This window comes from Proteus sp. G2618 (assembly GCF_009915995.1).
GTDB lineage: Bacteria > Pseudomonadota > Gammaproteobacteria > Enterobacterales > Enterobacteriaceae > Proteus > Proteus terrae.
The window spans coordinates 25,658-37,945 of record NZ_JAABNI010000011.1; the positions used below are offsets into that span (position 1 = coordinate 25,658).

At 39.3% G+C, this 12,288-nt stretch carries 11 protein-coding genes; 7 read left to right on the top strand and 4 right to left on the bottom strand.

The annotated features are described in order from the left end of the window. The first annotated feature begins 57 nt into the window (after positions 1-57). The 3 genes from hslR (at position 58) to pckA (ending at position 3,206) form a co-directional block, all read left to right on the top strand. Positions 58-471 (top strand): ribosome-associated heat shock protein Hsp15, encoded by a 414-nt coding sequence (hslR, locus tag GWJ01_RS03915; protein ID WP_109395207.1) that lies wholly within the window; start codon positions 58-60, stop codon positions 469-471. Positions 472-497: 26 nt separating this feature from the next. After that, positions 498-1,382, top strand: a complete 885-nt coding sequence (hslO, locus tag GWJ01_RS03920; protein WP_109395208.1) for an Hsp33 family molecular chaperone HslO — start codon at positions 498-500, stop codon at positions 1,380-1,382. Positions 1,383-1,586: 204 nt separating this feature from the next. After that, positions 1,587-3,206: a phosphoenolpyruvate carboxykinase (ATP) gene (pckA, locus tag GWJ01_RS03925; protein WP_109395209.1), complete on the top strand. Its 1,620-nt coding sequence runs from the start codon at positions 1,587-1,589 to the stop codon at positions 3,204-3,206. Positions 3,207-3,404: 198 nt separating this feature from the next. On the opposite strand, the gene GWJ01_RS03930 is transcribed toward pckA, so the two are convergent. Together GWJ01_RS03930 and GWJ01_RS03935 are read right to left on the bottom strand one after the other, a co-directional pair. After that, positions 3,405-4,106: a pirin family protein gene (locus GWJ01_RS03930; protein WP_109401669.1), complete on the bottom strand. Its 702-nt coding sequence runs from the start codon at positions 4,104-4,106 to the stop codon at positions 3,405-3,407. A 618-nt stretch (positions 4,107-4,724) separates the two neighbouring features. Beyond that, positions 4,725-5,924, bottom strand: a complete 1,200-nt coding sequence (locus GWJ01_RS03935) for an NAD(P)/FAD-dependent oxidoreductase (protein ID WP_109395211.1) — start codon at positions 5,922-5,924, stop codon at positions 4,725-4,727. 309 nt (positions 5,925-6,233) lie between these two features. Between GWJ01_RS03935 and pitA the strand changes: the two genes are divergently transcribed. After that, positions 6,234-7,733, top strand: a complete 1,500-nt coding sequence (gene pitA / locus GWJ01_RS03940; RefSeq protein WP_109395212.1) for an inorganic phosphate transporter PitA — start codon at positions 6,234-6,236, stop codon at positions 7,731-7,733. A gap of 66 nt (positions 7,734-7,799) precedes the next feature. On the opposite strand, the gene uspB is transcribed toward pitA, so the two are convergent. Then, positions 7,800-8,132, bottom strand: a complete 333-nt coding sequence (uspB, locus tag GWJ01_RS03945) for a universal stress protein UspB (RefSeq protein ID WP_075672586.1) — start codon at positions 8,130-8,132, stop codon at positions 7,800-7,802. Positions 8,133-8,538: 406 nt separating this feature from the next. Between uspB and uspA the strand changes: the two genes are divergently transcribed. The 3 genes from uspA to GWJ01_RS03960 all read left to right on the top strand — a co-directional run bounded on the left by uspA (position 8,539) and on the right by GWJ01_RS03960 (position 11,467). After that, positions 8,539-8,970 (top strand): universal stress protein UspA, encoded by a 432-nt coding sequence (uspA, locus tag GWJ01_RS03950; protein WP_023583131.1) that lies wholly within the window; start codon positions 8,539-8,541, stop codon positions 8,968-8,970. Positions 8,971-9,225: 255 nt separating this feature from the next. Further along, a complete protein-coding gene (gene gdhA, locus GWJ01_RS03955; RefSeq protein ID WP_075672585.1) occupies positions 9,226-10,566 on the top strand; it encodes an NADP-specific glutamate dehydrogenase in 1,341 nt (446 codons plus the stop codon). Between the two features lie 151 nt (positions 10,567-10,717). Further along, a complete protein-coding gene (locus GWJ01_RS03960; RefSeq protein ID WP_109395214.1) occupies positions 10,718-11,467 on the top strand; it encodes an SDR family oxidoreductase in 750 nt (249 codons plus the stop codon). A 74-nt stretch (positions 11,468-11,541) separates the two neighbouring features. On the opposite strand, the gene rsmJ is transcribed toward GWJ01_RS03960, so the two are convergent. Next, a complete protein-coding gene (gene rsmJ, locus GWJ01_RS03965) occupies positions 11,542-12,288 on the bottom strand; it encodes a 16S rRNA (guanine(1516)-N(2))-methyltransferase RsmJ (RefSeq protein WP_109395215.1) in 747 nt (248 codons plus the stop codon).

The window sequence follows — 12,288 nt, forward strand, 5'->3', positions numbered from 1 at the left end:
AAGGCTATGTGTTTACACTATCGCCTTCATAAAGAAGTTGAAGTTAAGGAGAAAGGGATGAGTCAACAATCGCAAGAAAGTGGCGTCCGTTTAGATAAATGGCTTTGGGCTGCACGTTTCTATAAAACGCGCGCAATCGCTCGCACAATGATTGAAGGTGGCAAAGTTCACTACAATGGTGTGAGAGGTAAGCCAAGTAAAATCGTTGAAGAGGGCGCTGAAATACGCCTACGGCAAGGTAATGATGAACGGACGGTAACCATTCTTATGGTCAGTTCACAGCGACAAGGTGCTACCCAAGCACAAGCTCTTTATTGTGAAACACTAGAGAGTATTGCTAAAAGAGAAAAAATTGCTTTAGCAAGAAAAATGAATGCGTTAACAATGCCTCATCCTGAACGTCGCCCCGATAAAAAGGAAAGACGCACCTTACTTCGCTTCAAACAGACAAATTTACAAGAATCGGATTAACCGATTCCCTGAAATGAGAGAAAATCATGTCTAAAAAAGACTCTTTATCACGTTTTTTATTCGAAAAAAACGCGGTACGTGGCGAATTGGTCAATGTGACTGAAACCTATCAATCAATGCTTGAGAATCACCATTATCCTGAGCCAGTTCAACACCTTCTGGGTGATTTACTGGTGGCTACCAGTTTGTTAACAGCTACGCTTAAATTTGAAGGTGATATTACGGTTCAAATACAAGGTGATGGCCCTGTGCGATTGGCAGTGATCAATGGAAATAACAATCAACAAATGCGTGGTGTTGCACGTATTGGGGATGATGTTAAAGCGGGTAGTACCTTAAAAGAGATGATCGGGAATGGTTTTATGGTCATCACGGTAACACCTGAAAAAGGTGAACGTTATCAAGGTATTGTTGCTCTTGATGGTGAAACTATTGAATCCTGTATTGATAACTACTTTAAGCAATCAGAACAGTTACCTACGCGCGTATTTATTCGTAGTGGTATGCAAGCGGGCAAACCAGCTGCAGCGGGTATGTTATTACAAGTATTGCCAGCATCAGAAGAGTTCACCGCAGAACATACTGCTGAACATTTTGAATTGCTCACACAGTTAACACACACAATTAAAGCGGAAGAGCTATTTACGCTAGATACTAAAGAGATCTTACATCGTTTATATCACGAAGAAGATGTCACTCTTTATGATCCTCAAGTTGTTGAATTCCATTGCACTTGTTCGCGCGAACGTTGTGAAAATACATTAGTAACATTGTCGAAAGAAGATGTGAACCATCTGTTGCAAGAACAGGGAAATATTGATATGGAATGCGAATATTGTGGAACACATTATATCTTCACTGAGAATGATATTAACAATATCAATAAGTTGGATGAGTCTGAATTGCACTGATTCGATTTAGCAAGACTGTTTTATCAAAAGGACGCTATTTTGCGTCCTTTTTTATTCAACAATTTTTCTGTAGTTTTGTGCATTAGCTCTCGTTCTTAACATAAAAAAATTATAAATTTTCAAAATATTGATAACAATCGCTGTTAATTACTCGTAACACCTTAATATTATTCGTAGAAAGGTCTATTTATCAGGAGCGAAACTATGAGCGTTAAAGGTCTTACCCCTAAGGATCTCCAGCAGTACGGTATTAAGGACACGAGTGAAATCATTTATAACCCAAGCTATGAGCTGTTATTTGATGAAGAAACCAAGCCAGGATTAACAGGTTACGAGCGAGGTACACAAACCTCGTTAGGCGCTATTGCCGTTGATACAGGTATATTTACTGGACGTTCTCCGAAAGATAAATACATTGTTCGTGATGATGTTACTCGTGACACCGTATGGTGGGCTGATCAGGGTAAAGGTAAGAACGATAATAAGCCACTTTCACAAGAAGTGTGGACTGACTTAAAATCATTAGTCACTAATCAACTATCAGGCAAACGTTTGTTTGTTGTCGATGCGTTTTGTGGTGCGAATGCGGACACACGTTTAAAAGTGCGTTTTATCACAGAAGTTGCTTGGCAAGCGCATTTTGTTAAAAATATGTTTATTCGTCCTGAACAAGAAGAGCTGGAAAATTTTACACCAGACTTCATTGTGATGAACGGAGCGAAATGTACAAATCCAAACTGGAAGGCGCAAGGTCTGAACTCAGAGAACTTCGTTGCTTTCAATTTAACTGAACGCATTCAGTTAATTGGTGGTACTTGGTACGGTGGCGAGATGAAGAAAGGTATGTTCTCTATGATGAACTACTTCCTTCCTCTTAAGGGTATAGCTTCTATGCACTGCTCAGCAAACGTTGGTGAAAGTGGTGATGTTGCTATTTTCTTTGGCCTATCTGGTACAGGTAAAACTACTCTTTCGACCGATCCTAAGCGTAAGCTAATTGGTGATGATGAACATGGTTGGGATGATGACGGTGTGTTTAACTTTGAAGGTGGCTGTTACGCAAAAACAATCCACTTATCAAAAGAAGCCGAACCCGATATCTATGGTGCAATTAAACGTGATGCATTGTTAGAAAATGTGGTTGTGTTATCTGACGGCTCTGTTGATTTCGACGATGGCTCGAAAACAGAAAACACCCGCGTTTCTTACCCTATTTATCATATCGATAATATCGTTAAACCTGTTTCCAAAGCAGGTCACGCTAAGAAAGTTATTTTCTTAACGGCGGATGCTTTTGGTGTGTTACCTCCTGTTTCACGTTTAACACCAGAACAGACGCAATACCACTTTTTATCAGGTTTCACCGCAAAACTTGCGGGAACTGAACGTGGTGTAACAGAACCAACGCCAACATTCTCTGCTTGTTTTGGTGCAGCATTCTTATCTCTGCATCCAACACAGTACGCTGAAGTATTGGTAAAACGTATGCAAGCATCAGGTGCAAAAGCTTACTTGGTTAATACAGGTTGGAACGGTACAGGTAAGCGTATTTCAATTAAAGATACACGTGCGATTATTGATGCCATCTTAAATGGTGATATTGATAAAGCACCGATGAAAACATTACCAGTGTTTGATTTAGAGATCCCAACAGCATTGCCTGGTGTTAACAGCGAAATCTTAGATCCTCGTGATACTTATGCTGATAAAACACAATGGGATACCAAAGCAGATGATCTTGCCGATCGCTTTGTGAAAAACTTCGATAAATATACGGATACCCCAGCAGGTCAAGCGTTGACTAAAGTTGGACCAAAACGTTAATTACTATTAGCGTTAATAAGAACATAACGTTAATGTTAATAAAAACACCAAACTCACAGGATGTGATTTTGGTGTTTTTTTATTTTTTTGAGAGCTTTGAAAAAAAAATCCCTGAAATGCGAGAAGATTTCAGGGAATAGAAAAATAAAATGAAATAGGTTATTAGAGAAAAAGTGGCTTTAGAGGGTGATAGCCCAACTATGCTGTTACAGGAGGTAAGTCAAACAGTAAGATTTCACTATCTTCATCACCAACGAAACGGATCATATCTTCATTAGCAATTGCTACACCATCACTGGTGGTCGCAATAATGTCATTAATCGTTATTTTACCTTTCACAACTTGTAACCAAACATGACGACCCGCTTCGGCTTGATATTGTGCTTTTTCACCTTTTTTCAGGTTCCAGCGCCATAGCGTCATATCTTGGAAGACTTTTAAAGAGCCATCACGGGCATCTGGCGATAAAATAAGCTGTTTGCTTACTGTCGTATCAAAACGGCGTTGATCGTAACGTGGTGTGATACCGACGGTGTTTGGCATAATCCAAATTTGGTAAAAATGCAGTCCTTTATCACTATTCGGATTATATTCTGAGTGAGTAATACCTGTACCTGCACTCATTATTTGAAACTCACCAGCAGGAACATTTTCTTTATTACCCATGCTGTCTTTATGCTCGATATTACCTTCAAGCACATAGGTTAAAATTTCCATATCTTTATGTGGGTGAGTACCAAATCCTTCACCGGGTATGACGCGATCTTCATTAATAACTCGTAGTGCAGAAAATCCCATAAAGTCACGATCGTAATAATTTGCGAAAGAGAAGGTATGCCAGCTATCTAGCCAACCATGATTAGCGTGTCCTCTTTCATTTGCTTTGCGTAGATAAATCATAATGTGTTTCCTTCTCTGAAGTTGTTGAACACAGTTTACTCAATAGCGCAAAGTAAAAAAGCGGAGGAATTTAACCTGAGGATCCAAATAATTTGAATAAGAGGAAACAAAAACATCGAATAAGTTTTAGAAAAGAAAAAGCCAGCACCCGGCTGGCTAAAGTAAAACACTGGAAGCAATGTGAGCAATGTCGTTCTTTCATATGACCCTGAAGGTGGTGCATCTGAAAGTGTTATTGATGATAATGGTTCTCAGTATCATTTGTAAAGTCCTTTTTTTAAGCAAATTAGAAAAAAGAGTCAAAAAAGTCTTAACTCACTGATTAGCGTGTTATTTTATTTTAATAATTTTTTAAAACATTAATATAACCAAATAGTTAACAATATTCTTTATAAGGTTATTTATAGGAAAAATAAGAGAAAATACGGCATAAAACCAGATAAAAGGAAAGGGTATAAGGTATTTTTAATCGCTACTAAGAAATATAAGAAGAAAAAGCCATCACTGATTGATGATGGCTGGTTTTTATTCTGTATGACTTATAAGTTTAAAGAATTATGAAGCCAATATTTATAACTTTAACATTTGCAAATTTATTCATTATTACTCAACAAAAGTCTATTTTGGTGTAGAGATAAGGCTCTGTGCACAGGCATAAGCTGAACTCCATGCCCACTGGAAGTTATATCCACCTAACCAGCCTGTTACATCGACCACTTCTCCAATAAAATAGAGTCCTTTTACTTTTGTGGCTTCCATTGTTTTAGAGGATAGGGCTCGAGTATCTACGCCACCCAGTGTGACTTCTGCGGTGCGATATCCCTCAGTACCATTGGGCTGAACTTGCCATTCTTGTAGTAATGTTGCAATTTGCGTAATACGTTCGTTACTAAGTTGAGTCAGAGAAATATCAGGTAACTGTTTATTTTCTATCATTATTTCAATAAAGCGCTTTGGTAATAAGCGAGAAAGCGTATTTTTTAATGATTGATTCGGATGCTCTTGACGTTTTTCTTGTAAAAGGCTTTCAAGGTCAGTGTTCGGAAGTAAGTTAATACTCACATACTCACCTGGTTGCCAATAACTAGAGATTTGCAAAATAGCAGGGCCTGAAAGACCGCGGTGAGTAAAAAGAATGTTCTCTTTAAAACTCGTTCCATCCTTTGCTGTCACAATAGCGGGTACAGCTACCCCTGATAGTTGGCTTAATTGCTCAAGTTGAGGTTTATGCAATGTAAAAGGAACCAATCCTGCACGCGTTGGTAAAACTGAAAGCCCAAATTGCTCTGCAACTTTATAGCCAAAAGGGGTAGCACCTAAACCGGGCATAGAAAGCCCCCCACTGGCAATCACCACCGAAGGTGTCGTAATAGCTTTTCCATCAACCCAAACAGTAAAGCCTATATCTGTTTTCTCTATTTGCGTGACTTCACTACGTAAGCGAACACTTACTTTTCCTTTTTGGCATTCAGTGAGTAATAAATCAACAATTTGTTGTGCTGAATCATCACAAAATAGCTGCCCTAGCGTTTTTTCATGGTAGGCAATGTTATGTTTTTGCACTAACTCAATAAAATCCCATTGTGTATAGCGAGCAAGTGCTGACTTACAGAAATGTGGATTCTCTGATAAATACGCCGAAGGTTCGATATACATATTGGTGAAATTACAACGTCCACCACCTGACATTAGAATTTTACGGCCTGCTTTTTTACCATTATCGAGGACTAAAACAGATAATCCTGCTTGTCCTGCTAAAGACGCACAAAAAAGCCCCGCGGCACCTGCACCTATAATTACTGTATCGTATGATCCCACAATGATGTCTCGTTCTTGGTTTTCTCTGACTACTTAATCAATGATTTTCGCGTAAGATCAGAGTGTTTTTGTAAAATTATATGGAGAAATCTGCATTTTTCACCTAAATTCGTATTAGCAAGGAAAAAATTTGTCAGAAATTTACTTTTTTTTTATTTTTATTAATTAAATGATATATAAGGAATTATCTTAAAAAGACTCTGATTTTCATGGTTATCAAATCAAAAAAAGGTTAAATTTCGCTTCCACCGTTCGCATTTGTCGCTGATAATGCGCCGCGTTCATGTCCAACTAACTGGCTTAACGTCTATGCTACATTTGTTTACTGACCTAGAATTTCATACAGGTTTAATGTTGATTTTAGCACTGTTATTTGTGCTATTTTATGAAGCTATTAACGGCTTCCATGATACCGCAAATGCGGTAGCAACTGTTATCTATACTCGTGCTATGCGTGCGCAATTTGCGGTCGTAATGGCGGGTGTATTTAACTTCCTTGGAGTTTTGCTCGGTGGATTGAGCGTAGCTTATGCTATCGTTCACTTGTTACCGACAGATCTTCTGCTGAATGTGAGCTCAGCTCATGGTCTTGCCATGGTCTTCTCGTTGCTGTTAGCCGCCATTATCTGGAACTTAGGTACATGGTATTTCGGTATTCCAGCATCAAGTTCACATACGCTGATAGGTGCTATCATTGGTATTGGTTTAACAAATGCTATCGTGACAGATTCGTCTATCGTTGACGCATTAAACATACCAAAAATGATCAGTATCTTCCTATCACTCATTCTTTCACCAATTATCGGCTTGGTTATTGCAGGCGCGATGATTTTCTTACTGCGCCGTTACTGGAGTGGTACGAAAAAACGTCGTCGTATTCACCTGACACCAGCTGAACGTGAGAAACAAGATGGTAAGCGTAAGCCGCCATTTTGGACTCGTACTGCACTAATTTTATCTGCAGTTGGAGTAAGTTTCTCTCATGGTGCAAATGATGGGCAGAAAGGTATCGGTCTTATCATGTTAGTATTAATTGGCGTGGCGCCTGCGGGCTTTGTCGTCAATATGAGTGCGAGCGGATACGATATCACCAAAACTCATGATGCAGTTGTACACTTACAACAATATTATGAGAAACACCAGCCAGCGCTACAGCATGCTATTGAGAATACACCAGTAGTACCAGCACAAGCTGATGCTAGTGATACAGATTTCCATTGTAATAGCGCAAGAACGCCAGTTGTTCTGAATCAAACAGAACAGATGCTTGCAAATATTAGCTCTTATGATGAGCTAACAGCAGACCAGCGTGCTCAAATGCGCCGATTGCTTATGTGTATCGCTGATACCGCAACAGAAGTGGCTAAATTACCAGAAACTAGTTCCCAAGATGCACGGTTCTTAAAAACATTGAGTCGTGACCTGCTAAACACAGTGGAATATGCTCCGATTTGGATTATTATCGCAGTGGCATTAGCGCTCTCTATCGGGACAATGGTAGGTTGGAAACGCGTTGCAGTAACAATTGGTGAGAAGATCGGTAAAAAAGGTATGACTTACGCTCAAGGGGTTTCTGCTCAGGTTACAGCAGCAGTTTCCATCGGTGTTGCAAGTTATACGGGTATGCCTGTATCAACAACACAAGTTTTATCATCTGCAGTAGCTGGTACGATGATTGTTGATGGTGGTGGTGTTCAAACGAAGACAGTGAAAAACATTGCACTGGCTTGGATCTTAACATTACCAGTAAGCATTGGTTTATCAGGTTTACTTTATTGGATATCACTGACATTTATTGTGAATAGCTGATAACAGTAATTTACCCAAGTTTGTTTATAAACGGTGACTTTTAGTCACCGTTTTTTGTTTCTGTCACTACCAGAAAAGCATCGCAATTAAACTTGCGACAGCCAAAATACAAAAACGGCTAACAAGATAAAATTGCCGATATATTCGTTCGCAACGCATAATAACTTCAGGATTATGATGGTTGATGTATTGGCGTTGGTTAATATAGCGGATAAGTCGCAACTGTTTTGAAAATTGCCCATGCATAGTAAAAAATCCATTGCCATCCACCGATTGGTAGAGCAAAGGATCTGATTGGCGCAATATGGTGAGTAATACCCGAATAGATGAGAAATAACGCACCATATTAATCAGGCAAAGAATACATAGCGCCCAAAAGACAACAATGACATTAAACATAATCCCCTCCCTAGAATAATAGATTCTGAGATGAGAAAACCTTTACCAACAAAGGCTACTTTTTTCTCTAATTTAAGTTTAGGTGAAATTAAGCAATAAACAAAAGTGACTTTTTCAAGTTGTTTCCTTTTTCAGAAAAAAAGATAAAAAATAACTCTAAAAGGGTGTTTTTGTTGTTTTTTATACTCAATTCTCATTATTATGATGATATTGTCGCTGAATGACATCGTGCTAATCTAAAATGGTGTATATTGTTATTTATCGATAGATGCTTTCTTGATGAATTTGACATAAGTTGTGATCAAGGCGACATCTAACTTTCATCTTAAAACGTTATATTTAATACATAGGATTTAGGCTTAACCGCCTTTCCAACCGATTAATCAGCTTATGGAAGGAGTTCACGATGGCTTATAAGCATATTCTAGTGGCAGTTGATTTATCCCCTGAGAGTAACGTCTTAGTACAGAAAGCTGTATCTATGGCAAAACCCTATAATGCCAAAGTTTCCTTAATTCACGTTGATGTTAACTACTCTGATCTTTATACCGGTCTAATTGATGTCAACCTCGGTGATATGCAACAACGTATTACTGATGAAACCCGTAACGCGTTAAAAGACCTCTCTGATAAATCAGGTTATGAAATTCAGGAAACCCTGAGTGGTAGCGGTGATTTAGGTCAAGTTCTGGTTGATGCGATTAAGAAATACGATATGGATTTAGTCGTTTGTGGTCATCACCAAGACTTCTGGAGCAAATTGATGTCATCAGCACGTCAACTAATTAATACTGTGCATGTTGATATGCTAATTGTTCCTCTGAAAGATGATGAATAATAATCGCTTGCTTTTTTAAGCAAAAAAAATGCCTGCTTATGCAGGTATTTTTTTGCCTAAAATTCCTATTTTTCCTGCTGTTAAATAGAGTCAACCTTTTTTTTTTGTCTAATTATGAAAAAAATGTCTTGAAGTGTGAATACATTTTAATGATATATTCAAGAAGCAAAACAACATCAACCTCACAAAACCCAAAAATATTCCGAATAAATGAGGTTATGCCAACATCACATTACACAAAAAAGGAATAGCTGAATGAATATATCTGGCTCATTATCTTCGTTTTTAGAAGGGGTAGAAAAATATAACGCTCATCAGCCTGAGTATCATCAGGCGGTTCGTGAAGTTTTTACCACTTTGTGGCCTTTTTTAGAGAAAAACCCACAATATCGTGAACAATCATTACTTGAGCGCTTAGTTGAGCCTGAACGTATTATTCAGTTTCGCGTCTGTTGGTTAGATGATAAAGGTCAAGTGCAAGTTAACCGTGCATGGCGCATTCAATTTAACTCAGCCATTGGACCTTACAAAGGTGGTATGCGTTTTCACCCCTCAGTGAACCTTTCCATCCTAAAATTCTTAGGTTTTGAGCAAACATTTAAAAATGCATTAACCACATTACCGATGGGAGGAGCCAAAGGAGGTTCTGATTTTAATCCTAAAGGCAAAAGTCATGGGGAAGTGATGCGTTTTTGTCAGGCACTAATGACTGAACTTTATCGTCATTTGGGCGCTAATACGGATGTTCCTGCCGGTGATATTGGTGTAGGTGCTCGAGAAGTCGGCTTTATGGCAGGCATGATGAAAAAGCTATCTAATAGCAATGAATGTGTCTTTACAGGTAAAGGTCTTTCATTTGGTGGTAGTTTAATCCGCCCAGAAGCCACTGGGTACGGTTTAGTTTACTTTACGAATGCGATGCTTAAACGTCACGGCATGTCTCTTGAGGGAATGCGTGTGGCGGTTTCTGGTGCAGGTAACGTTGCACAGTTTACTATCGAAAAATGTTTAGAGTTAGGCGCTAAAGTCATCACTGCATCAGATTCGGGCGGTACTGTGGTTGATGAAGCTGGATTTACTACTGAAAAACTAGCTCGTCTCACTGAAATTAAAAATAATTACGGTCGTGTTGAAGAGTACGCAAAAGAATTTGGTTTAACGTATCTTGAAGGGCAACAACCTTGGGCTGTTCCTGTTGATATTGCTTTGCCTTGTGCGACACAAAATGAGTTAGATTTAGAAGCAGCCAAAGTACTTATCAAAAATGGCGTTAAAGCCGTTGCTGAAGGCGCAAATATGCCAACAACAATTGCAGCAACTGATGCTTTTATCGAAGCCGGTGTCCTTTTTGCACCAGGTAAAGCTGCCAATGCGGGTGGTGTTGCAACTTCTGGTTTAGAGATGGCGCAAAATGCGGCACGTTTAAGCTGGAAAGCAGAGAAAGTGGATGCTCGCTTACATCACATCATGTTAGATATTCACCATGCTTGTGTGAATTACGGTGGTGAAGGTAAGCAAACTAATTATATTCAAGGTGCGAACATTGCTGGCTTTGTAAAAGTTGCGGATGCAATGTTGGCGCAAGGCGTGCTGTAAATCTCATTGATTCTGAACGGGTGTTTAACACCCGTCAGATCCCCTTGAATCTGCTACCCTCGTTTACCTATCTTATCTTTTTCAAATTTTTCATCTGCTATCCTTAAAAAAGAGGCACTTTATAAAGTGGTTATTTTTATGGGAGAAATTTATGGCAATGCAGATCGATTTTACTCTACCAAATAAAGTCGCTGTTATTACTGGTGGAGCCGCTGGAATAGGGTTATCTATTGCTAAGATGTTTATTCAGAAAGGGGCTAAAGTCGCGTTATTAGATAGATCAGATAAAGTAGAACAAGTTGCTCAGCAATTAAATAGTGCGGTTGGTATTCAATGTGATGTCACAAATGAAGAGTCTGTACATCGTGCAGTTTATTCTGTAATTGAAGAATTTGGCCATATTGATATTTTGGTGAATTGCGCAGGTATTGTGGCGTTAGCGCCCGCAGGATCACTTTCTGTTGCGGACTGGAATAAAACGCTATCAGTTAATTTAACGGGGACATTCTTGTTATGCCAAGAAGTGGGACAATATATGTTACAACAAGGGCAAGGGAAGATTATCAATTTAGCCTCTCAAGCGGGAGTGATAGCTTTGCCTGAACATATTGCTTATTGTGCCACTAAAGCGGGTGTTATCGGTATGACTAAAGTGTTAGCGTTAGAATGGGCACCTAAAGGTTTACAAATCAATGCAATATCCCCCACTATTGTGATGACCGATTTAGGAAAGCAGGCTTGGGAAGGAGAGAAAGGCGAAAAGATGAAAGCTCAAATTCCAGCTCAACGCTTTGCTGAACCTGAAGAGATTGCTGCTGCCGCTGTCTTTTTAGCGAGTAATGCTTCAGATATGATAAATGGTCATAATCTTGTTATTGATGGTGGGTATAGTATTCAATAATCAGAAAATAGAAGAAAAGTAGTGGTGGTGTAATAAAGGGGCTATAAAAGCCCCTTTATAATAAAAGGATAGCCTTAAACACAAGGATAAATATCAAAACGGTGATTTTTGGTTGTTACATTGGCATGTGCAGGCTGATTATTTAATGGCTCTGCATAATCAGGTCGTTTTACGACGACACGCTTTTTAGCTAAAGTGATTGCTGGTTCGAGTAATGCATCTGCATCTTCATCAGCACCCACTAAAGATTGAAACACTCGCATCTCTTTTTTTACTAATGCGCTTTTCGCCTTATGTGGATACATCGGATCAAGATAGACGACATCAGGAGGAGGCGTGATCTCAGCGAGTGCTTGAGCAGAAGAGGCATGAATTAATGTCATTCTCTCTTGCATCCATTCGCCAATATCTGCATCAAGATAGGCACGCTTTAGGCCGTCTTCAAGTAATGCAGCAACGACAGGGTGGCGCTCTACCATTCTGACTTTGCAACCAATAGACGCTAATACAAACGCATCTCGACCAAGTCCTGCCGTCGCATCAACAACATCCGGTAGATAGTCTTTTTTGATCCCGACAGCTTTTGCGACCGCCTCACCTCGACCACCGCCAAATTTACGCCGATGTGCCATTGTGCCTTCTACGAAATCGACATAGATGCCCCCTAATTTAGGTTCATCTTGCTTGCGTAATTCAAGGTGAGTAGGTGTTAACACTAAAGCCATGATTTGCGTTTCGTCGTGAACTAATCCCCAACGTTGCGCTAAATCAGATAAGGCGCTGTTATCAGCGCCTTCTTCACAAAGTAAACAGATATTCAC

Bases quoted from the DNA above. Each gene is read 5' to 3' on its own strand.
- hslR (WP_109395207.1), top strand. From the start codon at position 58: ATGAGTCAACAATCGCAAGAAAGTGGCGTCCGTTTAGATAAATGGCTT.
- hslO (WP_109395208.1), top strand. From the start codon at position 498: ATGTCTAAAAAAGACTCTTTATCACGTTTTTTATTCGAAAAAAACGCG.
- pckA (WP_109395209.1), top strand. From the start codon at position 1,587: ATGAGCGTTAAAGGTCTTACCCCTAAGGATCTCCAGCAGTACGGTATT.
- GWJ01_RS03930 (WP_109401669.1), bottom strand. From the start codon at position 4,106: ATGATTTATCTACGCAAAGCAAATGAAAGAGGACACGCTAATCATGGT.
- pitA (WP_109395212.1), top strand. From the start codon at position 6,234: ATGCTACATTTGTTTACTGACCTAGAATTTCATACAGGTTTAATGTTG.
- uspB (WP_075672586.1), bottom strand. From the start codon at position 8,132: ATGTTTAATGTCATTGTTGTCTTTTGGGCGCTATGTATTCTTTGCCTG.
- uspA (WP_023583131.1), top strand. From the start codon at position 8,539: ATGGCTTATAAGCATATTCTAGTGGCAGTTGATTTATCCCCTGAGAGT.
- gdhA (WP_075672585.1), top strand. From the start codon at position 9,226: ATGAATATATCTGGCTCATTATCTTCGTTTTTAGAAGGGGTAGAAAAA.
- GWJ01_RS03960 (WP_109395214.1), top strand. From the start codon at position 10,718: ATGGCAATGCAGATCGATTTTACTCTACCAAATAAAGTCGCTGTTATT.